Here is a 20707-nt window from a genome sequence, read left to right as displayed (position 1 = left end):
ATAAAATCTCCACCGAGATTGTCAAAAACCACGACATAATCGGTATCGAAGATTTGTTGGTAAAGAATATGATGCTCAATCGAAAATTAGCTAAATCCATCTCAGAAGTAAGTTGGGCGGAATTTCGTACTATGTTAGAATACAAAGCCAAGTGGTATGGGAAAGAAATAATCGCTGTCGCACGGAACTTTCCTTCAAGCCAACTCTGCTCGGGATGCGGCTACCAAAACAAAGCCGTTAAGAATCTCGCTGTTCGCAAATGGGAATGTCCAGAATGTCATGCTCATCACGACCGGGATACTAACGCAAGCATAAATTTAAACCAGGAAGCATTGCGTATTTTAACTTCCAGAACTGTAGGGACTACAGAGTTAGCCTAATCAATATCCGACCAATAGGTGGGAGTTCTTAGGAATCTCCATCTTCAAAATCCCTTAGGATTTAAGGTGGAGTAGTTCAATAAATCCTCTTGAGGAATAACGCTGTTCCAGATAGTATTGATCATTTCAACAGTCGATTGAGGAAGATCAGAGAAGTAGGTGCTGAGTTCATTGTAATTCGATTTTAAACGATTGCGACGTCCTCGGTCCGTTTTCAGCTTATCAGCTCCTTTAATCGACTCGGAAAAATGAGTATGGACAAACTGCTTGATGATATTTTCTTTCTCTTCAAGTAGACGATTCTGAGCATCGATGACATCATCTCCTTCAGCTACCAGGAAAGAATGATTCTGAGTCAAACTGACCAGGGTTGATAAAGACTCTTCAGCCTCCTGAAGTCTCGGGAAAAAGACATCGGCATTATTAGTGTCTGTCAGATGGCGCATGGACTGGTTATAGTTATGAAGGCATGATCGGGCTTCATCTTGAATAGCCAGCATTTCTTTCACAGTATATTGTTCAGTAATTACGGTGCGAGTGATTATCTTAGTATCTGAAGAGTCTTTTCTGATGACCCGTCGGATCCATTTTTCCACTGGGTTTCTGACAGGAACTGTTTCCTGCTTTTTCTCTTTTTTCGTATATCCAATAGCTTGTTCACTTTTAATAGAAGAGTTTTTCGTAGAGGTGTCTGATGGTGTGGACAGTTTAGATAATGGATTGATTCCCACAGTAGTTTTGTTATAAATCTTATTATAGACGGCTCGTTTAGGATTTTTCACGTACCCCATACCTTTTTTCCCATACAAGGGATTTACTGAAGATTTTACTTTACGTTTAATCTTTCTAGTCGTTCGAGCTTTAATGGTTTTTTTCAGGCTCGGTTTTCTTACACCAAATTTCATACAGCCCCTCCTTTTAGTTGTTACAATATTAACCTTAGCATATTGTTGGTGAGGTGTCAGTATTACTCATAGGATTATTAGAGAAGTATTCCATTTTCATTATCAAGTTGCAGTAGCGTATACTTAAAGAGATCAATAAAGTATCTAGGAGGTGCCAATAAGTGTTTACTCAGAAAAGACTGACGGAAGCATATAAGAATGCAAAGAAAATGTACTTCGACGATTATTCCCGTATTGTGTTCATGAGCGATGCCCATCGTGGGGATGGAAGTACATCTGATGAATTTTTAAAAAGCAGAAATTTATTTGTACATGCATTGAATGAATACTATGAAAATGGCTATACATTTTTTGAAGTTGGGGATGGAGAAGAACTGCTTGAGTATTCAGAAATGGAGCATATCAAAAATGCTCATACGGATACATATCAGGCCATTAAGAAATTTTTCGATAAAGACCGTTATATACGTATATTCGGCAACCATGATATCTATCTGGATAATCCCAAGTATGTTAAGAAGAATCTGTTTATCAACTATGACGAATATAGTGAAGTGTTCTATGATTTTTTAAAGGGGATCGAACCCCAGGAAGCTGTTATCCTCAAACATCGTAATACAAGTCAGGAGTTGTTTGTCCTGCATGGTCACCAGGGGGATGCACCAAATGATCAGTTCTGGTTCTTTACTATGTTGTCAATCAAATATTTCTGGCGTTTTTTCCACCGGGTAGGAATCAAGAATCCGGCGAGTCCGGTCAAGAACGTGACCAAACGTCATAAGATCGAACGTAACTACAGTAAATGGATCGAAAAGCATCGGCGTGCACTGATATGTGGGCACACGCATCGCTTCAAATTTCCGAACAACAAACAGATCCCCTATTTCAATACGGGCTGTGGTATCTATCCGGCCAGCATAACTGCTCTGGAACTGACAGAAGGGATGCTGCGGCTCGTCCGATGGAAAGAAAAAGTTGATGAGAATGGGGTTCTGCACATCAAGAGAGAAACAATGAGAGGACCTGAACCGGTTGAAGCCTTTGATATCAGGAAGCCTAAGGAAGTAGTCGAATATCTTGCCGAGGTGAAAATTCAGAGAACCAAGAAAACGAGAGAAACCAGAGCCGCATTTAGAGAAGAAGAAATGGAAAACGATAATGAAGGGTAAGTTGATCACATTTCACAAGCATTAAGTAGCTGCCAGATGATTGACTTGATAGTGTAAAAGAATTATCAGATAATTAAGTTGAAGGATAAAAAAATAATGTTATTCTTAGAGATCTAATCATTCTACTCCTGAATATTTCGTACGTAATCTCACAATAGTTGTTAGAAAATTAAATTTGATTATAATCGTAAAATTTGTGTAATTATAATCACGTACTAGGAGGAATGGGTTATGACACCAAATATGGTGGGGTTTAGTTTTCTGTTGATCGGGGTGTGTCTGATTATCGGTAAAGTTGTGCGCCTGCATACGAAATGGCTGCGCAATCTGTTTTTACCCAGTTCGATTATCGCAGGATTTATTGCCTTGTTTTTAGGTCCTGATGTTCTGGGACGGTTGACGTCTCAATTTCTGGAGCAGGGATCCATGTTTTATAATGGACTGATGCCTGGTTTTATTCTCGATGTGTGGCGTCATCTTCCAGGGATGTTCATCAATATCGTATTCGCCGCTCTTTTCTTAGGCAAGAAAGTCCCTGGTGTCAGAAAAATATGGGATGTCGCAGGTCCTCAGATCGTAATGGGACAGGCTGTATCATGGGGACAGTATGTTATAGGTCTGCTGCTTACATTGCTTGTGTTGACGCCACTATTTGGTATGAATCCGCTGGCTGGAGCACTGATCGAAATTAGTTTTGTAGGTGGTCATGGGACAGCTGCCGGATTGGCCAGCACATTTGAAAACCTTGGCTTTGCCGAAGGTACAGACCTCGCTCTCGGTTTAGCTACAGTCGGTATTTTAGTTGGGGTCGTTGCAGGCATCATCATCATCAATATTGGATACAGAAAAGGCTTCGCTAAACATGTCGGAGGGAAAGAGTACTATACTGAAGAAGAAAAAGAACGTTTAGGTGAGTCTCACGGATTCGAGATGGAATCTCAAGTGAAAGAAGCCAAAGCGATCGAACCACTTGCCTTTCACTTGTCACTTATTGCATTTGCAATAGTGATCGGTTATGTCCTGCAGCAAGGTCTTATCCTGCTGGAAGCCAGTACATGGGGAGCGTGGACAGATGTAGTCTTATTCCCTTATGTGCCCCTGTTCCCGCTCGCTATGATCGGTGGAGTCATCGTTCAGATGTTCTTCGATAAGCTAGATATTCATATGTATATCGATCAGAACCTGATCAGCAAAATATCCGGCTTTGCTCTGGATGTGCTTCTTGTATCTGCGCTGGCTACATTATCTCTGCAGGTCATTGGAGAAAATATCCTGCCGTTCCTCCTGCTGGCAATCGTCGCTACAGCCTGGAACGTCTTTGCATTCCTGTACCTCGGTCCACGGATGATTCCCGAGTACTGGTTTGAAAGAGGACTTGGTGATTTTGGACAGGCAACGGGTATGACAGCGACCGGACTTCTACTGATGAAAATTGCCGATCCGGAATATCAGACTCCCGCGCTGATGGGATTCGGCTACAAACAGATCCTGTTTGAACCTTTCGTTGGAGGGGGACTGGTGACGGCTGCATCACTGCCGTTCATTTACCAGTTCGGTCCAGTGGTCTTCCTGATTATTTCGACCGTCATTACCGTGTTCTTCCTGATCTTTGGGCTGATTAAATTCAATCCGAAAAGAAAAGGAAAAGTCCAAACAGCTGAACAGAGTAATTAAAACTTAAGAAAGATTAACCTCATCTATGGAGTAAAAGCCTGCTCTTATCCGGATGAGGTCTTTCTGTGCACCTGTCAGCTCGACCGTTTCTACTGTTTTCAGGAAGGAAATGATCAGATTAGGTCAGATTTGAGCTTCTCAAATCTTCTGATTATAAAATGCTTCAAATAGTACGGAAATGTGACGATTTTCTGAGAGACTGGTCACGTCAGGTCACTTAAGGAATGTAAAAGTCGAAAATAGGTGTCTAAATGGCAGCTCATCAACAATTAGAAGCAGCGAACTACAGCTATGACTGCTTTTAATTACAGTATAAAGACTAAAGTGAGTACTGAACTCAAAGTAATGCGTGTTTAACTGAATTATATGGATAGGGAATTTTGTAAGATACAGTTAAAAGGGGTCTAGCAGTAATTTAGTCGTAAAGATTCTTTCAGAGCTATAACTAGAACCTTTATAGCGGTATTTGTGACAATAATTATCGATGGAGATGCATCTAGATCTGTTCTGATGGAAGTAAGTGAAGGAATTAGTGCTCGCAGCTGCAAGTAGAATTATCTTAGTTACAGTTTATCCCTCTTACGGCTGTAATAAATTGAATCATTAACGGCAGGATGACCTAGATGTAAAAATACTAAGTGTCTGATAACTGATAGAATAACAATAAAATAAGGCCAGTGAAAACTCTTCACTGGCCAATTCTGATATAACTGATCTAAGTGCATGTGATAAGCAGCTGAAAATAAAGATGAGTGCCTATAAGGCCTTGTCTGTCTTTAATTCCTGCAGGTCTCCTCGATATAGGAAAAAGCTCATTTCCTTATCTAAAAACGGCATGCGTCTGGTGACAGCCCCGATGCGCGTCATCCCTTTAGATTCATAAAACGCATAAGTGCAGCTCGTATCAGTAAACAGACGAAATGTTCTGGCCCCTTCATTCTGCATAAAAGTGAGATAGGAATGGAACAAATGAGAACCAATGCCTGACTGTCTGGTTGACGCATCAACCGCAAAAAATGTCAGTTCTCCATCGTATGTTTCGTAAGTCTGTTTAAGCAGGGCCTGATTAACCTGCAAATTTCTTCGAAAAGACTGAACGGCCTGTTTTCCCTCAGAAGTCAGAAGCAGCCTGATCAGATGATAGCCCATATTCAAGTAATAACGTTTTTCTTTGAGTGGAACCTCATTTGTCCGCCCCAGAATCAGTCCAACGAGCTTCCCTTCTCGGAGGGCAACTTGTGAAAAATTATGATGAGCAAGACTTGAATACAGAAAAACATAGGCCATATGCAAAGCATTGTTGGATGAAGCAACTTTCTCGTACTGCCAGGTATCTTTAATAAGTTGGGCCGCAGCTGCGTAATCTTTTTTTTCAATAGCCCGGTAAATCAGTGTATCGGCTGACATTTAATCGCCCTTTCTGTAGCGTGTTATGGATACATTATAGCATAAGGATGGGAATGGGCCGAAAAGGATAGTAGGCTTGAGACTTAGAAAATGAAACGACTCACCTGACCTGTTACACTGGGGACGAGGGGAAATATCTGGTCGTCAAGGAGTAGTGCTAGATCCTTTTTAGATAGAATGACCTTTGAAAGGAAGATAGACTCATGCAGATCGGAAAAATGAATAAACACGAGGCAGAGGCAGTCAGTCAGATGGTAGCTAATGCGTTCTACGATAAGTTTCAGGACAAGACCCAGCTGACTAAGAAGCAGCTACAGAAATTACTCAAGCTAGTCTGGATTCAGGAAGCAGACAGTTTTTCAATGACTATCTTTACCGTACAAGCAGAAGGGGAAGTTGTCGGAGGTTTCGGCTGTTCCACTTCTGGTCATTTTAAGCCAGGTTTGAGACTTTTAGCTAAAACCGCTGCGATCATAAAGGCGATTGGACCGAAAGCGTTTATTTCCTTTGTTAAGGCTGGAATGAGTACAAGTCGAAATCCTGTTAAAAATGAATGGTACATCGATTTTATCGCAGTGAAAGAGTCCCATAGAAATCAGTCGATCGGCCACGACATTATGGACTATTTGACAGGTGCGGCACTAAGTGATCCGGAAATCGACAATCTGACTCTCTATGTTCTGAAAGGAAATGACCGGGCAAAACATCTTTACGAAAAATATGGATTTATAGAACAGTACTCGAAGCCGGAATCTGACTATCACTTTATGAAAAAAGTAATCAGATATTAAATCCCTATGTCTAATAAGAATGAGAAGACTATAAACTGAGACCGTTATCATAAATAACACATGTTCTATCTCTTTATTTCAATCCCTCTTTTTGCTATAGTTGAATAATGCATTTTTAACCATTGCCTTTCAGCAATGGAGGAGGGAGTCATGATGAAAGAAAGAGAACACTATGGTCTGGGAACTGCCATTTCCATGATCATCGGAATCAGTATTGGTTCAGGTATATTTTTTAAAGCAGATGAAATTCTAATTGCAACTGGAGGCAGTGTCTGGCTGGGTATTCTGGTTTTCGTTATTGGGGCACTTTGTGTCATATTCGGAAGTATCACCTTATCACAACTGGCAGGTCGGTCTTCCATGAGAGGAGGAGTCGTCTCCTACTATGAGGAATTCGTTTCGTCAAAAGCAGCGAACGCCTTTGGATGGTTCCAGCTCTATGTCTATTTCCCGACGATTACAGCCGTTGTCAGCTGGGTATCAGGGATTTATACTATTTCTCTGTTTGGTCTGGAGTCCAGTCTGGAACTGCAGACGATACTAGGACTAATGTACATGACATTCTTCTTTGCTATGAACTACTTTTCATACAAGAGCGGAGGGCGTTTTCAGAATATATCCACAGTAGTCAAAATGATTCCTCTGATTGGAATCGGACTGCTAGGGATTTTCTGGAATCAGAACGCACCGGCTCTGCCTGAAGGAATAGCTCTGGTTGAAAGAAGCAATGTCGGATGGGCCTGGCTTGGAGCGTTAGCCCCGGTAGCCTTTTCTTTCGACGGATGGATCGTATCTACGACCATCACTCAGGAAGTGAGAAATCATCGACGGACGATGCCACTGGCACTGACGATCGGCCCGCTTGTTGTTCTTGGGGTATACCTGGCCTTCTTCCTTGGACTGATAGCAATCGTCGGCGTGGAGTTCATTCTCTCGGCAGGCGATCAGGCGATCGGTCAGGCTGGGCAGTCGATATTAGGCATATACGGGGAACGGATACTGACGAGCTTTGTGCTCATATCCATCCTTGGAGTGGTCAATGGGATCAGCTTGGGTTATATCCGACTGCCTCATACTCTGGCTATGAAAAATATGATGCCGATGAGTGGTCGAATTAAGAATCTGGATGAAGAGAAAGGTCTGTCACCATTCGCCGCACTGACAGCATACGGATTATCTGTCTTCTGGCTGGTCATGCATTACATTACTCAAAGATGGGACATCCTTGCCGGTGGAGACATCAGTGAAATCGCCATCGTATTCAGTTATGTCCTATATATTGTCTTGTATATCAAAGTCATTCAGCTTAAGAAGGAAAAACGCATCACTAGTGTATTTTTAGGTTACGTCGCGCCAGTACTGGGCACGATCGGATCGCTGGTCATCCTGCTGGGCGGCTGGTTCTCAAATCCGTTTTACATGCCGATCTTCATAGGATTCTCAGCTCTTGTATGTGTACTGGGGTATCTTTACGGCACTAAACATGCGCAGCCTCTCATTAATGAAGGGTAAAACGAGGAGAGATAACATGTTAAGAGAATTTTGTGCTGAAAACTTCTACAACGTACCTGAAGCTATTCATGCCGGTGCTGACCGGATAGAATTGTGTGACAGGCTGGATGTAGGAGGAACAACCCCTTCTGAACAGGTCCAGAAAGAGGTTCTGGCATTCGCTCATCAGCATCAGGTCAAGGTCGTAACGATGATAAGGCCACGTGGAGGCAGCTTTGTCTACACGGACGAAGAAAAAGCGATGATGGTCGAATCTGCTGCTCGTTCAGTCGAACTTGGAACAGACGGGATAGTCTTCGGTGCACTCACGCCAGATGGACAAATCGACTGGCCATTTATCGACAAACTGGTCGAATGTGCTGGAAACAGAGAAACGGTTTTTCATATGGCATTTGACGAGCTTGCCGAAACAGCTCAGTTGGCTGCAGTTTCAGAACTGAGCGGTCATGGAATAAACAGACTACTGACACGAGGGGCAAAAGCAGGGTCAGCTCTGAATCATTATAAATGGATCAATCAGCTTGTCGAAGAAGCTTCAGGACGTCTTGAAATTCTTGCCGGTGGGGGCCTAACTTATAAAAATCTTTCCGAAGCAGCTGAGTTGATTCACACGGACCAGTTCCACGGTACGCAGATTGTTGACCTGGATTTAAAAAAAAATAAAAAATAAAAGTGTTGACACGGATTTAGTCCATCTGATAGACTACTAATCAGTCACAACATTAATTAAATTTAAATGAGAACAGTTAGCGTTGAAAAGATAAGTACAGATTAGAGATTCATCTCAGAGAGCTCTCGCCTGGTGAAAGGGAGCATGAGGATCGATCTGGAAAATGGTCTTTGAGCTGAAATGGTGAGTACATGTATGAGCCATTTCCGGGTGCACCCGCTATAGTGCCGCAGTATGCAGAAGCAGACAGGCTTTTAAGTACTGGCAGAGGTTACTTCAGCAATGAAGTGACGAACGAAGGTGGAACCGCGAATAGACCTATTCGCCCTTTTTAAGTTTAGAGACTTGAAAAGGGCGTTTTTTATTGCTCTGTATAATCTTCAGAGTTTCTCTGGACCTATCAGGAAACTGTCCCTTTCAGGTTTAGAGACCGTATTAGAACAGGAGTGAACCAAAGTGATTACTTTAAATAAAGTGACCAAGACATTTTTAAACAAAAAACAGCCGTTTGAAGCTGTGAAAGAAACTAATTTAACAATCAACAAAGGAGAAATTTACGGCATAGTCGGGTATTCTGGAGCCGGTAAAAGTACCTTGCTCAGAATGCTTAATGGACTTGAGCGGCCGTCTTCAGGTTCCGTCATCATTGACGACAAGGAGCTTTCTCCTCTAGGAAAAAGAGAGCTGAGAAAAGAGCGCCAGTCCATAGGTATGATTTTCCAGCATTTCAACTTGCTCTGGAGCCGGACTGTACTGGAAAATATCTGCTTCCCACTTGAAATTGCCGGTGTGTCAAAAGCCGAGCGGATAGACCGGGCCAGAGAACTGATCAGCCTGGTCGGATTAAGTGACAAGGAAAAAGCCTATCCGGCACAGCTGTCTGGTGGAGAGAAGCAGCGGGTCGGGATTGCCAGAGCACTGGCGAATGACCCGAAAGTCCTGCTCTGTGATGAAGCGACCAGCGCCCTCGATCCTCAGACGACAGATGAAGTGCTTGACCTTCTCGCCAAGATAAATGAGGAACTGAATGTCACGATCGTTCTGATCACTCATGAAATGGAAGTAGTCAGAAAAATCTGTGACCGGGTAGCGGTTATGAACAAAGGAAATATCGCTGAAGAGGGATCGGTTCTCCAGGTATTCAGAAATCCTCAGGAAGACATTACTAAACGATTTATCCGTCAGGACAGGGAAACGGACAATAAGGAGACGCGCCAGGCGCTGACTGAACTGAAAAAAGCCTATCCGGACGGTCAAATCATTCAGCTGTTCTTCCAAGGAGACAACATCGGCTCACCAGTGATCACTCAGGTCAGCAGACAATGCGGCTGCGACATCAACATTATTCAAGGAACGATCCAGTCGACACATAACACGCCGGTAGGTACACTGATCATCCAGGTTCTAGGTGACCAGAGCAAGCAGGAACAGGCACTCGAACTGTTCAAAACCTATCCTGTCCAAGTAGAGGTGATTGAATAAAAATGTTAAATCAATTGACAATAGCAGGTATCTTGACAGAATATACCAATTTTGAAACTGTTTCATGGGACAGATTATGGACAGCAACAAAGCAAACGATTTATATGAGCGCCTTGTCAGTCATTGCCGTCTTCGTTCTCGGACTTATACTTGGTCTTATTCTATATGAAACGAGAGACAACCAGACGATCTGGTCAGTAGCCTTATACAAGTCAGTATCAGTCATGGTCAACATTTTCCGGTCGATTCCGTTTATTATCCTGATCGTTCTGCTGATTCCTTTTACACGGGTGATCGTCGGCAGCATTACAGGACCGACTGCAGGACTTCCTGCCCTTATTTTATCAGCTGCACCGTTCTATGCACGGCTGGTAGAAACGGGACTCAGAGAAGTGGATAAAGGCGTGATCGAAGCAGCGGAAGCGATGGGTGCGTCTAAATTTGAACTCATCATGAAAGTGTATATTCCGGAAAGCCTGCCTTCCATCATTGCCGGCATAACAGTTACGGCGATCAGTCTCGTCGGCTACACGGCGATGGCTGGGGTGATCGGAGCAGGTGGCTTAGGGAATCTGGCTTATCTGGAAGGCTTCCAGCGAGGTAGGGCAACCGTCACACTAGTGTCCACATTAGTAATTTTACTCATTGTTTTTGTTATCCAATTTATAGGGGACCGTTGGGTTTCTTATATTGATAAAAGATAAAAAATAGAGAATAGGGGAGAAATATATTATGAAAAAAGCAATCAGACTAGGTTTATTGAGCAGTGCATTCTTACTGGCAGCATGCGGGAATGGAAATGGCGATACAGCTGGAGACAGCCCGGATCCGGCAGAAGGCAATGGAAATGAAACAACAGAAGAGACAATTGAAGAGTCTCAGGTACTAAGAGTCGGGGCGACCAATGTGCCTCACGCAGAAATCCTGGAATTCATTCAGCCGACACTGGCAGAAGAAGGCATTGAACTGGAGATCGAAACGTATAATGACTACATTATACCGAATCTGGCTCTTTCTGATGGGGATATCGATGCCAACTACTTCCAGCACGTGCCGTATTTTGAAACACAAGTGGAAGAAAACGACTATGACTTCGCCAATGCAGGTGGGATTCATATCGAACCTCTAGGTGCATACTCAAACCGTCACGACAGCCTGGAAGATCTGCCTGAAGGGGCAACGATTCTTGCCAGCAGCAGTGTTGCCGATCACGGACGTATTCTGGGTATTCTTCAGGATGCCGGGCTGATCACAGTAGACGACTCGATCGATCTGATTGACGCATCGTTCGATGATATTGTAGAAAATGAACGAAACCTTCAGTTCGAATATGAATACGATGCAGCGCTAATGACGACATTGTACGCTCAGGATGAAGGAGATGTGTTCTTCATCAACTCAAACTTTGCAGTGGATCAAGACATCAGTCCAGTTGAAGAAGCAATCGCTTTGGAAAGCAGTTCGTCGCCGTATGCCAATATCATTGCAGTACGTTCAGAAGACGAAGACAGCGAACTGATTGCCCGTTTGGTTGAAGTGCTTAGAGCAGAAGAAACTCAGGAATTCATTCTGGATACTTGGGATGGTGCGGTTATACCAGTTGACGAATAAAAAATAAAGAGTTTAAGATTGTTCTAAAATTACTGCATATGACTTTACTTGTTCCAGCTCGTGGTCAATACTATGACTAGAAAGAATCAAAGCAGCTGACGAAAGGGAGAATGGAATGAGTAAAGTTTACATCGCAGGAGCAAAACGAACACCCATTGGATCATTTTTAGGCGCACTTAAAGATGTGTCTGCCGCTGATTTAGGCAGTTACGCAATAAAAGGTGTGCTGGAACAGAGCAAAATCAATCAGAAAGACATCGATGAAGTTGTTCTGGGAAATGTACTGCCGGCTGGACAGGGACAAGGTGTCACTCGTCAGGCAGCAATCAAGGCAGGAATTCAAGTTGACGTTCCAGCGTATTCATTGAATATGGTCTGCGGAAGTGGATTAAAATCGGTAATGAACGCTTATCTGGGAATTAAAGCCGGTGAATATCAAGCGATCATTGCAGGGGGCACAGAATCAATGAGTCAGGCACCCTACCTAATTCCAGGCAGCACCCGTAGTGGTCAGAAAATGGGCGGTTATAAAGTGGGAGACCACATGCTAGATGATGCTTTGACAGATGCTTTTGAAGGCTATCATATGGGAGTGACCGCTGAGAATATCGTTGAACGATACAACCTGACTCGAGAAGATCAGGATCACTTTGCCTACACGTCTCAAAAGAGAGCGATCGAAGCGATAGACAATGGGGCCTTCAATAATGAAATCATTCCAGTGGAGACTAAAGTCCGTAGAGAAACGGTTATTGTCGACACGGACGAATACCCCAATCGTAATACGACAGAAGAAAAACTGAACAGCCTAAGACCGGCTTTCAAAAAAGACGGGTCCGTTACAGCCGGAAATGCCTCCGGAATCAATGACGGGGCCAGCGCAACTCTGATCGTTGGGGAAGACTACCTGACTGAAAATAATCTGACTCCCCTCGTTGAAATCGTCGGGATAGGTCAGGGAGGCGTCGATCCTTCAGTTATGGGTCTAGGACCAACTCCAGCTATCAAGCAGGCAGTCAAGCGTGCGGAAATAAGTTTTGAGGACATCGATGTATTCGAGTTGAATGAAGCATTCGCCAGTCAGAGTCTGGGTGTTATAAAAGAAATATCGGATGAATTTGGAGTAGACAAAGACTATATGCTTGAGCGGACAAACCTAAATGGAGGAGCTGTTGCGCTTGGTCATCCAGTTGGTGCCAGTGGTAACCGGATTCTGGTCACACTTGTCCATCTGATGAAGCAGCGTGGACTGACATACGGTCTGGCGTCATTATGCATCGGCGGAGGCATGGGAGTAGCTGTTCTGGTTAAAAATGCAGATAATAAATATTCATAGTTGACACAGTTATATTTTCCATATATGATTTATTTAACAAGTAAATAGTCTTCAGGGCAGGGTGTAAGTCCCTACCGGTGGTAAAGCCCACGAGCCGCAAGGCAGATTCGGTTAGATTCCGAAGCCGACAGTATAGTCTGGATGAAAGAAGACACGTATATGCACAATTGGACTTTCAAGAGGACAACTAGGCCTTTTCAAAGTGCAGATTGAGATGACCTTTCAAACCCTGGAATAGTTTATTCCAGGGTTTTTCTTTATATAGGTCCAGCTGCCAGTCTGACTGGCGTACTCTCTTGTTCTGTTATGTGCATAACTGGTCAAAATTCTTCAAGCCCTGAATCTTAATTGATTCGGGGCTTTTTTAATGAGGTGAAAAAGTGACAACGGACGAAACCTATATGAAAAGGGCATTATATTTAGCAGCGCAAGCGAAGGGTCACACGTCTCCTAATCCTATGGTAGGGGCTGTCATAGTGAAAGACGGGCGAATCATAGGAGAAGGGTATCATCATCAAGCTGGAGAACCGCATGCAGAAGTCAATGCGATCAACTCTGCGAATGAACCAGTAGAAGGGGCAACGATATATGTCACGCTTGAACCGTGTTCTCATTATGGCCGCACGCCGCCATGTTCGGATCTGATTATCGACAAAAAGCTGAAGAGAGTAGTTGTAGCCGCACTTGATCCGAACCCGGTCGTTTCTGGAAACGGCATTGAGCGTATAAGAAATGCAGGAATTGAAGTGGTGACAGGCGTTCTTGAAGAAGAAAGCAGAAAGTTGAACGAAGTGTTCAACTATTTTATTACTACTAGAAGTCCCTTTGTCGTAATGAAATACGCAATGACACTGGATGGAAAAATAGCTACAGAAACCGGGGAGTCGAAATGGATCTCGTCTGATGCATCAAGAAATCATGCGCATCATTTAAGAGGGCATCTCAGCGGAATAATGGTTGGAATAGGAACGGTCCTGAAAGATGACCCCCGATTGACCTGTCGGGTTGATGGACTGCCTCAGCCAGTGCGTATTATTATGGACAGTCAATTGAAAATCCCTATGGACGCAAGAGTCCTGACTGAGCAGGATAAAGCAAAGACATTGATACTGACGACCGAACAGGCACCTTCGGCAAAAAAAGAGGCGCTTGAAAGTAGAGGCGTGACGGTAAAAATTGTTGGAGAATCTGACGGACATGTCGATTTGGAAGAAGCCATGCGGATCATCGGGGAATACGGCGTAGACAGCCTTCTGCTTGAAGGGGGAGGAACGCTCAATGCAGCTGCGTTGAAAGCTGGAATCGTGCACAAACTGTCTGTTTATATTGCACCTAAACTCCTTGGTGGAGCAGAAGCGATATCTCCAGTCATTGGACACGGGGTCCAACAGATGTCCGATGCTTATAAACTGAAATCTGTTGAAATAACCAGAATTGAAGATGATTTGCATATTGAAGCTTATATAGATAGGAGTGAAAATTAAATGTTTACAGGAATTGTTGAAGAAATAGGAGAAATCAAAAGCATTAAAAAAGGTGCTAAATCAAGCGAATTGACCATTAAAGCAGAGAAGGTTCTGGAAGATGCAGCCATAGGAGACAGCATATTGACTAATGGGGTGTGCCTGACGATCACTACTTTCGATAAAACGTTTTTCACAGCTGATGTCATGTCAGAAACCTTGGATAGAACGACTTTGGGAACACTGACTTCCGGTAGCCGTATCAATCTTGAGCGAGCGCTGACGCTTCAGACCAGACTAGGTGGCCATATGGTCAGCGGACACATCGACGGAACAGGAGTCATTACTCATTTCAGAAAAGACGATAATGCGGTCTGGGTCACAGTCAATGCCTCCAAGAACCTGCTGAAATACATTATCGAAAAGGGATCCATAGCAATCGACGGCATCAGTCTGACGGTCGCAGCTGTATCAGATAATGACTTTCAAGTATCGATCATCCCGCATACGTCTGAGCAAACCACATTGCTGAGCCATTCAATCGGCGACAAGGTCAATCTCGAATGTGACATGATCGGAAAATATGTAGAAAAGCTAATGGGCCTGGCTCCAAAGAGCGAGACAAAGTTAAAGCTAAGTCAAGACTTTTTGCAGACTAATGGGTTTGTATAGATAGAAAGAAACAGGAGTGAGGGCATGTTCAATAAAGTTGAAGAATTACTGGAAGATCTGAAACAAGGGAAAAACGTCATTATCGTAGATGATGAAGACAGGGAAAACGAGGGAGACATCGTCTGTGCAGCAGAATTCGCGACTGCTGAAAATGTCAACTTTATGGCCAAGTATGCCAGAGGACTGATCTGTATTCCTATGACTAAGGAGTATACGAAGAAGCTGGGTCTGTCTCAAATGAGTCTATACAATACGGATGATCACACGACAGCCTTTACAGTATCCATCGATCATGTAGATACCACTACAGGAATATCAGCCGGCGAACGTTCGCTGACAGCTATGAAAACGGTGGATGAAGACAGCCGTCCTGAAGACTTCAAGCGTCCGGGACATATGTTTCCACTTGAAGCGGTTGACGGAGGTGTGCTGGCAAGAAATGGCCATACGGAAGCCACTGTAGATCTGATGAGACTCGCCGGTCTGAAACCGGTCGGTTTATGCTGTGAAATCATGAACGATGACGGGAGCATGGCTAGACGTGATGATCTTGTGGCTTTTGCAGAAGAACACGATATGAAAATGGCAACGATAAGTGAACTGATCGAATACCGGAAAGCCAATGAACAGGTTATTTTTCGGGAATCAAAAGCCAAGCTGCCAACAAAGTTCGGTGAATTCGATATTTATGCGTATGAACATAAATTTACCGGTGAACATCATGTCGCGCTTGTCAAAGGAGATGCATCAGATGGGGAACCTGTTCTCTGTCGCATCCATTCGGAATGTCTGACTGGGGATGTGTTCGGATCTAAAAAATGTGACTGCGGTCAGCAGCTCGATTCTGCCATGGAAAAAATTGCAGAAGAAGGCAGAGGCGTGCTTCTATACATGAGACAGGAAGGCCGCGGGATCGGACTGGTCAACAAGATCAAAGCGTATGCGCTGCAGGATCAGGGGCACGATACCATTCAGGCCAATGTTCTGCTCGGCTTCCCGATAGATGCCAGGGAGTACTACGAATGCAAGCAGATATTTGATGATCTTGGTGTCAGCAGACTTAATCTGATGACCAACAACCCCCTCAAGATATCAAGTCTGGATCAGTACGGGCTGAAAGTCGAAAAGCGGGTACCGATACAGATGACGCTCTTCGATGAAGACAAGGAGTATCTGCGCACGAAAAAAGAAAAAATGGGACACTATTTAGAATATTAAAAAATGAATTTGGAGGAACAGAATTATGAATAAGATTGAAGGACAGTTAATTGCACAGGATTTAAAAATTGGAATCGTCGTGGGACGCTTCAATGACTTTATCGGGTCAAGACTGCTTGATGGGGCTGTAGATGCATTAGTCAGACACGGAATGGAAGAGTCGGATATCGACGTTGCCTGGGTACCTGGAGCATATGAAATCCCATTAGTAGCTAAAACAATGGCGGCATCCGGAAAGTATGATGCAGTGGTTACTCTTGGTGCAGTGATCAGAGGAGCTACCTCTCACTACGACCATGTCTGTGGAGAAGTATCCAAGGGAGTGGCTTCAGCATCAGACACTACAGGTGTACCTGTCATGTTCGGCGTGCTGACAGTCGATACAATCGAACAGGCTATTGAACGTGCCGGAACAAAAGCTGGTAACAAGGGTGGAGAAGTAGCCGTTGGAGCAATCGAAATGGCCAACCTTATGAAAAAATTGAAATGAAGAATGAATTGAGTCACGTCAGAACAATCATTTTTGATTATGACGGTACGCTTCATGACAGCAGTAAAATATACATCCCCGCGTTTAAACGCGCATACAATTATCTTGTGAAGAATAACAAAGCAGAAGAAAAAAACTGGTCAGATGAAGAAATTACCCAGTGGCTGGGCTACAGCAAGCAGGAAATGTGGGAGCTGTTCATGCCCGACCTCGATCCTAGTTTTCGTCAGGATGCATCTGGACTTATCGGTAAAACGATGCTTGAAATGATTCAGAGGAATGAAGCTAGATGGTATGCAGGCGCTGTTGACACTCTGCAGTATCTCAAAGATCAGGGATATACTCTGATCTTCTTAAGTAACTGCTCAATCAGTTACATGGAGATGCATGCCGAACAGTTTAGACTGAAAGGCTACTTTAAGAGACTGTACTGTACGGAACAGTTCAACTTCAGGAAATCAAAGAAAGAGATCGTTAAACTGCTGAAACAGGACTTTGAAGGAGATATTGTTGTAATAGGCGACCGATTCCAGGATATCGAAACGGCTGAACTTGAAGGAGTCTACGCTATAGGATGCACCTATGGCTTCGGAAAACATAAGGAACTCGAAGGAGCAGATTTGCTCATCTCCGATATAGGTGAACTTAGAAACTATTTATAATAAACGAAGTGATGCTCGGTCTCTTTCAGACGGCCGCATCACTTTTTTATATGAATATAAACAGGAAACCGGCTGAAATTACCCCCGTCAGAAAGCCTTCTAGATTTCCTTCTCTTTCAGACGGAAGCTCATGCTTGATGACATTCAGTGTCATCGCGCCCGCTACAAAAGCTTCAACACTTCCGAATATATACTCTGGAAAATCAGAAAATAGCCCGATTCCGAACCCGACAATGATAGCCAGAGAAAGAATATGCCGTCCGTACTGATCATATACTGATTCATGGTGACGTCTGAGCCCCCAGTCATTCGTCACAAAATGAAGAGCAAAAGCAATAAAGAATACAACTAATGTGGCATCCGGTTCTCGCCTGTCTGTCAGAAGGTAGCCGATCATGGCATTGTATAAAGAAAAGAAGGCAATGTGGGCCCAGAACAGGCGGGATTCGATCAAGTTGGGATTGGTCTGTTCTTTAGTTTCATAAGCGCGTGCAATCAGACGGTCCATCGCATAAAAAACGGATAGACCAAGCAAGGCAATGATATATAAGGCATAGTGCAGCAAGTGTCCTTCCAGCCAGTGTATTTCCTGTTCAGCTAATTCCTGGGTGTGTGCAACTTGGGGCCACAGGTGGATAAAGACATAGGCTATTCCCACTCCAGCAGAAAACGAAATGAATCGTCTTAATAAAGCTTTCGGTAAAGATATGTATATAGATAGGAAATGAATCAGCACGAAGCTGACAGCCAAAATTAAAGGTATCCACATAATCAGTTGAGCTGCTTGAGACAGCTGTCCTCTCTTTCTTCCAGTCTATCTTTATGTAATACTCAAAGTGTACACTATTCGTCTTATATTTTCAGTACGGAACACTAAAATATAAGACGGTCGTTAATAGAGATTAAAGTCAATTTAGAGTATGATTGACTTAGGACAATTGAGGAAGCAGGTGTGACATGATCAGTAAAGGTAATACGGAAAGGACGGACTCTATTACTGAATGGGTGCTGGTAACTGATCCTGTAAGAGACGATGTGAAAAAAGAGACCGATAAATTTTCAGCAGATTTGGATATTTCCTCTCTCTTGGAAGATAGGACAGTGTCCTACTATAGTTGCCTGAAGGATCATTACGGGCAACGTGTGTCTGTACTGCACCTCCCTGTTTTTAATGATCTGCAAAGTAATCATCTTGCAGATACATCCACAACACTTACGTTCATTTTTTCAATGGCATCTGTTTTAGTCGTACTGAACGGGTATTCAGACGAAGGGTTGCTTGATAAGCTCAATTCAGACCGATCGCCTCATCAGGTAATGATGGATCTGATAGTTAGTATGTATATTGCGGTGGACAATCGAATGGACCGATTAAGCCAGAACATCCGTGAGGCGAAGTCGGAAACTGTAGAAAAAGCCAATAGAGAAGTGCTGTTGAGTCTGGCTGATATCGAACAGGAAATGGTTATCTTTTCTAAACGGCTTGAAGATTATGGTGAAACCTTTCATCAGTGGTTATCAGATTCAACGATAGAGAGAACATGTACTCACCAAGAGAGAGAAAACGTGAGACTTCTTATACGTAAAAGTCTCTTCAACAGTCAGCTATATAAAGAACTGATTGAATCCACAAGTGGACTTCTCTCGGACAGCATCGATAACCGATTGAACAGCATCATGGAATTTCTTGAATCAATCGCCCTGGTCATATCCATTCCGACCCTTATTTTCAGCTTGTTCGGGATGAATACCGGGGGATTGGTCGGCCGGCAGTCCCCATTTGGAACGATTGTTGTTATCCTGATATCAGTCCTTCTTGGAGCAGCCGTGGCAATTTATCTGAGAAGGAAAAAATACTTGTGAAGTATTATACTCATGCTTGAGATTACTGATTAATTGGAGTAAAGTGAAGGAAGAGATAATTAATTGAGGAGGAATAGACTATGAACGGCAATAAATTAAGAAAGTCTTCAGATGATCGAGTTATTTCAGGCGTATGTGGAGGAATTGCAGAGTTTTTCGGTATTTCGTCACTGGCTGTCAGACTGATTTTCCTGATCCTTCCATCAAACCTGCTTCTGTACATCATTCTGGCCATGATCATGCCTGAAGATTACTAAAAAGGCATTACAGAAATGCTCATGTACACAGAAACGTTTAGCTGACCTGGGAACTGATAGAGGCCAATTTAAATACGCAAAAGCAGTGAGGTTTGTTCCATATTTAATGGCACCTCATTGCTTTTTTGTTGCAGAAAGAAGCTCGTGAAAGTTTCTGCTTATGCATAATTCTTGTGTTCTAACTTTTATTAGGTAGCTGTCATGCTGACAGCTGCCATCCAATTAAAGATTCTGTTTGTGACGAAAGCAATAGTTGGATCATATGCCCAACTCGGAGGGAGAAAGCGTGTCGAGTTGGTCGCAAAATGGATCTTATGTCCAACTCGGAGGGAGAAAGCGTGTCGAGTTGGTCGCAAAATGGATCTTATGTCCAACTCGTAGGGAGAAAGCGTGTCGAGTTGGTTGCAAAACGGATCTTATGACCAACTAGTAGGGAGAAAGCGTGTTGAGTTGGTCGCAAAATGGATCTTATGTCCAACTCGCAGGTAGAAAGCGTGTCGAGTTGGTCGTAAAACGGATCTTATGTCCAACTCGGAGGGAGAAAGCGTGTCGAGTTGGTCGCAAAATGGAACTTATGTCCAACTCGCAGGTAGAAAGCGTGTCGAGTTGGTCGCAAAACGGATCTTATGTCCAACTCGCAGGTAGAAAGCGTGTCGAGTTGGTCGCAAAACGGATCTTATGTCCAACTCGACACCTCCATACCCAGCGAGCTGACACTTTTTCCCCAAAAAAATCTCCCAATCCCCCAAATCACTGGAAGTATCCAACTACTCCAAATCAGAACAAGCAGAATACCCCGTTGGATCAAGGAACTTTACTTCCTCAATAAAACAGGGCGTAAAGATCACAAAACATTGCTATCAAAGAAACGAGTTTTATCCATAACTATTGCCATCAGGGTTCGCTAAGGATGAACCCTTCCCAATTTCCTCATCTGACAGAAAAAAAGCAAAGTGAAAACAACTTCGGTACCGATCAGGACTTACATAATCAGCAGAAGAGCACCGGTCATCATAATTAAGCATTATGGTGTTAAGTCAAGAGAATAGATTATAAAATGACAACCTATTTTCATAAAAAAGGGTGCACTGAACTAAACCGCCACGTATTCGAAAATACGTTCGGTTTATATCTTCGGATAGTCG

20 protein-coding genes, 1 riboswitch and 1 other annotated feature are annotated in these 20707 nt (G+C 43.4%); of the genes, 17 read left to right on the top strand and 3 right to left on the bottom strand.

Annotated features, from left to right (window positions below):
* The coding region (locus ACYQ4S_RS06825) for an RNA-guided endonuclease TnpB family protein (RefSeq protein ID WP_459770192.1) at nucleotides 1-380 on the top strand (380 nt) is incomplete at its 5' end.
* A gap of 44 nt (nucleotides 381-424) precedes the next feature.
* Here ACYQ4S_RS06825 and ACYQ4S_RS06820 read toward each other — a convergent pair.
* Entirely contained in the window at nucleotides 425-1285 is an 861-nt protein-coding gene (locus ACYQ4S_RS06820) for a hypothetical protein (RefSeq protein WP_459770190.1), read from the bottom strand.
* 161 nt (nucleotides 1286-1446) lie between these two features.
* On the opposite strand from ACYQ4S_RS06820, the gene ACYQ4S_RS06815 reads away from it, so the two are divergent.
* Both ACYQ4S_RS06815 and ACYQ4S_RS06810 read left to right on the top strand, forming a co-directional pair.
* Nucleotides 1447-2454 carry a metallophosphoesterase gene (locus tag ACYQ4S_RS06815; protein WP_459770188.1) on the top strand — a complete coding sequence of 336 codons (1008 nt, stop codon included), beginning with the start codon at nucleotides 1447-1449 and terminating at the stop codon, nucleotides 2452-2454.
* 231 nt (nucleotides 2455-2685) lie between these two features.
* Nucleotides 2686-4128, top strand: coding sequence for a sodium/glutamate symporter (locus ACYQ4S_RS06810; protein WP_459770186.1), 1443 nt, complete (start codon nucleotides 2686-2688; stop codon nucleotides 4126-4128).
* Between the two features lie 756 nt (nucleotides 4129-4884).
* On the opposite strand, the gene ACYQ4S_RS06805 is transcribed toward ACYQ4S_RS06810, so the two are convergent.
* A complete protein-coding gene (locus ACYQ4S_RS06805) occupies nucleotides 4885-5535 on the bottom strand; it encodes a GNAT family N-acetyltransferase (protein ID WP_459770184.1) in 651 nt (216 codons plus the stop codon).
* Between the two features lie 203 nt (nucleotides 5536-5738).
* Between ACYQ4S_RS06805 and ACYQ4S_RS06800 the strand changes: the two genes are divergently transcribed.
* The 12 genes from ACYQ4S_RS06800 (at nucleotide 5739) to ACYQ4S_RS06745 (ending at nucleotide 17442) form a co-directional block, all read left to right on the top strand.
* A complete protein-coding gene (locus ACYQ4S_RS06800) occupies nucleotides 5739-6326 on the top strand; it encodes a GNAT family N-acetyltransferase (protein WP_459770183.1) in 588 nt (195 codons plus the stop codon).
* A gap of 150 nt (nucleotides 6327-6476) precedes the next feature.
* Nucleotides 6477-7838, top strand: a complete 1362-nt coding sequence (locus ACYQ4S_RS06795) for an APC family permease (RefSeq protein ID WP_459770181.1) — start codon at nucleotides 6477-6479, stop codon at nucleotides 7836-7838.
* A 16-nt stretch (nucleotides 7839-7854) separates the two neighbouring features.
* Entirely contained in the window at nucleotides 7855-8508 is a 654-nt protein-coding gene (locus tag ACYQ4S_RS06790; RefSeq protein WP_346023711.1) for a copper homeostasis protein CutC, read from the top strand.
* A 73-nt stretch (nucleotides 8509-8581) separates the two neighbouring features.
* Nucleotides 8582-8841 (top strand) — a binding site (T-box leader).
* A gap of 123 nt (nucleotides 8842-8964) precedes the next feature.
* Nucleotides 8965-9990 (top strand): methionine ABC transporter ATP-binding protein, encoded by a 1026-nt coding sequence (locus tag ACYQ4S_RS06785; protein WP_459770179.1) that lies wholly within the window; start codon nucleotides 8965-8967, stop codon nucleotides 9988-9990.
* A 2-nt stretch (nucleotides 9991-9992) separates the two neighbouring features.
* On the top strand, nucleotides 9993-10694 hold the full coding sequence (locus ACYQ4S_RS06780) for a methionine ABC transporter permease (protein ID WP_459770177.1): 702 nt from the start codon (nucleotides 9993-9995) through the stop codon (nucleotides 10692-10694).
* A 28-nt stretch (nucleotides 10695-10722) separates the two neighbouring features.
* Nucleotides 10723-11601 (top strand): MetQ/NlpA family ABC transporter substrate-binding protein, encoded by an 879-nt coding sequence (locus ACYQ4S_RS06775; protein WP_346023713.1) that lies wholly within the window; start codon nucleotides 10723-10725, stop codon nucleotides 11599-11601.
* Between the two features lie 115 nt (nucleotides 11602-11716).
* Nucleotides 11717-12937, top strand: a complete 1221-nt coding sequence (locus ACYQ4S_RS06770) for an acetyl-CoA C-acetyltransferase (protein WP_346023714.1) — start codon at nucleotides 11717-11719, stop codon at nucleotides 12935-12937.
* A 43-nt stretch (nucleotides 12938-12980) separates the two neighbouring features.
* Nucleotides 12981-13094, top strand: a riboswitch (FMN riboswitch).
* Between the two features lie 223 nt (nucleotides 13095-13317).
* A complete protein-coding gene (ribD, locus tag ACYQ4S_RS06765; protein WP_428830574.1) occupies nucleotides 13318-14421 on the top strand; it encodes a bifunctional diaminohydroxyphosphoribosylaminopyrimidine deaminase/5-amino-6-(5-phosphoribosylamino)uracil reductase RibD in 1104 nt (367 codons plus the stop codon).
* A complete protein-coding gene (locus ACYQ4S_RS06760) occupies nucleotides 14422-15072 on the top strand; it encodes a riboflavin synthase (RefSeq protein WP_346023716.1) in 651 nt (216 codons plus the stop codon).
* Nucleotides 15073-15096: 24 nt separating this feature from the next.
* The gene (locus ACYQ4S_RS06755) at nucleotides 15097-16290 is read left to right on the top strand and encodes a bifunctional 3,4-dihydroxy-2-butanone-4-phosphate synthase/GTP cyclohydrolase II (RefSeq protein ID WP_459770175.1); all 1194 of its coding nucleotides are present in this window, start codon (nucleotides 15097-15099) and stop codon (nucleotides 16288-16290) included.
* Between the two features lie 25 nt (nucleotides 16291-16315).
* Nucleotides 16316-16780 carry a 6,7-dimethyl-8-ribityllumazine synthase gene (gene ribH, locus ACYQ4S_RS06750; RefSeq protein ID WP_346023718.1) on the top strand — a complete coding sequence of 155 codons (465 nt, stop codon included), beginning with the start codon at nucleotides 16316-16318 and terminating at the stop codon, nucleotides 16778-16780.
* On the top strand, nucleotides 16777-17442 hold the full coding sequence (locus ACYQ4S_RS06745; protein WP_346023719.1) for an HAD family hydrolase: 666 nt from the start codon (nucleotides 16777-16779) through the stop codon (nucleotides 17440-17442). Before ribH ends, ACYQ4S_RS06745 begins: the two co-directional genes overlap by 4 nt.
* A gap of 46 nt (nucleotides 17443-17488) precedes the next feature.
* Here the strand turns inward: ACYQ4S_RS06745 and ACYQ4S_RS06740 are convergent, their stop codons facing one another.
* A complete protein-coding gene (locus tag ACYQ4S_RS06740) occupies nucleotides 17489-18211 on the bottom strand; it encodes a hypothetical protein (RefSeq protein ID WP_346023720.1) in 723 nt (240 codons plus the stop codon).
* A 188-nt stretch (nucleotides 18212-18399) separates the two neighbouring features.
* On the opposite strand from ACYQ4S_RS06740, the gene ACYQ4S_RS06735 reads away from it, so the two are divergent.
* Both ACYQ4S_RS06735 and ACYQ4S_RS06730 read left to right on the top strand, forming a co-directional pair.
* Nucleotides 18400-19305, top strand: coding sequence for a CorA family divalent cation transporter (locus ACYQ4S_RS06735; RefSeq protein ID WP_346023721.1), 906 nt, complete (start codon nucleotides 18400-18402; stop codon nucleotides 19303-19305).
* Between the two features lie 80 nt (nucleotides 19306-19385).
* The gene (locus tag ACYQ4S_RS06730) at nucleotides 19386-19562 is read left to right on the top strand and encodes a PspC domain-containing protein (RefSeq protein ID WP_091265713.1); all 177 of its coding nucleotides are present in this window, start codon (nucleotides 19386-19388) and stop codon (nucleotides 19560-19562) included.
* Nucleotides 19563-20707 lie beyond the last annotated feature (1145 nt).

The organism is Alkalibacterium sp. s-m-28 (assembly GCF_054658175.1).
The sequence above is the reverse complement of the archived record's forward strand: the minus strand, read 5'-3'. Positions and strand labels throughout refer to the sequence as shown.

Coding starts and splice junctions, on each gene's coding strand:
- ACYQ4S_RS06820 (WP_459770190.1), bottom strand. CDS start 1,285: ATGAAATTTGGTGTAAGAAAACCGAGCCTGAAAAAAACCATTAAAGCT.
- ACYQ4S_RS06810 (WP_459770186.1), top strand. CDS start 2,686: ATGACACCAAATATGGTGGGGTTTAGTTTTCTGTTGATCGGGGTGTGT.
- ACYQ4S_RS06805 (WP_459770184.1), bottom strand. CDS start 5,535: ATGTCAGCCGATACACTGATTTACCGGGCTATTGAAAAAAAAGATTAC.
- ACYQ4S_RS06800 (WP_459770183.1), top strand. CDS start 5,739: ATGCAGATCGGAAAAATGAATAAACACGAGGCAGAGGCAGTCAGTCAG.
- ACYQ4S_RS06795 (WP_459770181.1), top strand. CDS start 6,477: ATGATGAAAGAAAGAGAACACTATGGTCTGGGAACTGCCATTTCCATG.
- ACYQ4S_RS06790 (WP_346023711.1), top strand. CDS start 7,855: ATGTTAAGAGAATTTTGTGCTGAAAACTTCTACAACGTACCTGAAGCT.
- ACYQ4S_RS06780 (WP_459770177.1), top strand. CDS start 9,993: ATGTTAAATCAATTGACAATAGCAGGTATCTTGACAGAATATACCAAT.
- ACYQ4S_RS06775 (WP_346023713.1), top strand. CDS start 10,723: ATGAAAAAAGCAATCAGACTAGGTTTATTGAGCAGTGCATTCTTACTG.
- ACYQ4S_RS06770 (WP_346023714.1), top strand. CDS start 11,717: ATGAGTAAAGTTTACATCGCAGGAGCAAAACGAACACCCATTGGATCA.
- ACYQ4S_RS06760 (WP_346023716.1), top strand. CDS start 14,422: ATGTTTACAGGAATTGTTGAAGAAATAGGAGAAATCAAAAGCATTAAA.
- ACYQ4S_RS06755 (WP_459770175.1), top strand. CDS start 15,097: ATGTTCAATAAAGTTGAAGAATTACTGGAAGATCTGAAACAAGGGAAA.
- ribH (WP_346023718.1), top strand. CDS start 16,316: ATGAATAAGATTGAAGGACAGTTAATTGCACAGGATTTAAAAATTGGA.
- ACYQ4S_RS06745 (WP_346023719.1), top strand. CDS start 16,777: ATGAAGAATGAATTGAGTCACGTCAGAACAATCATTTTTGATTATGAC.
- ACYQ4S_RS06740 (WP_346023720.1), bottom strand. CDS start 18,211: ATGTGGATACCTTTAATTTTGGCTGTCAGCTTCGTGCTGATTCATTTC.
- ACYQ4S_RS06735 (WP_346023721.1), top strand. CDS start 18,400: ATGATCAGTAAAGGTAATACGGAAAGGACGGACTCTATTACTGAATGG.
- ACYQ4S_RS06730 (WP_091265713.1), top strand. CDS start 19,386: ATGAACGGCAATAAATTAAGAAAGTCTTCAGATGATCGAGTTATTTCA.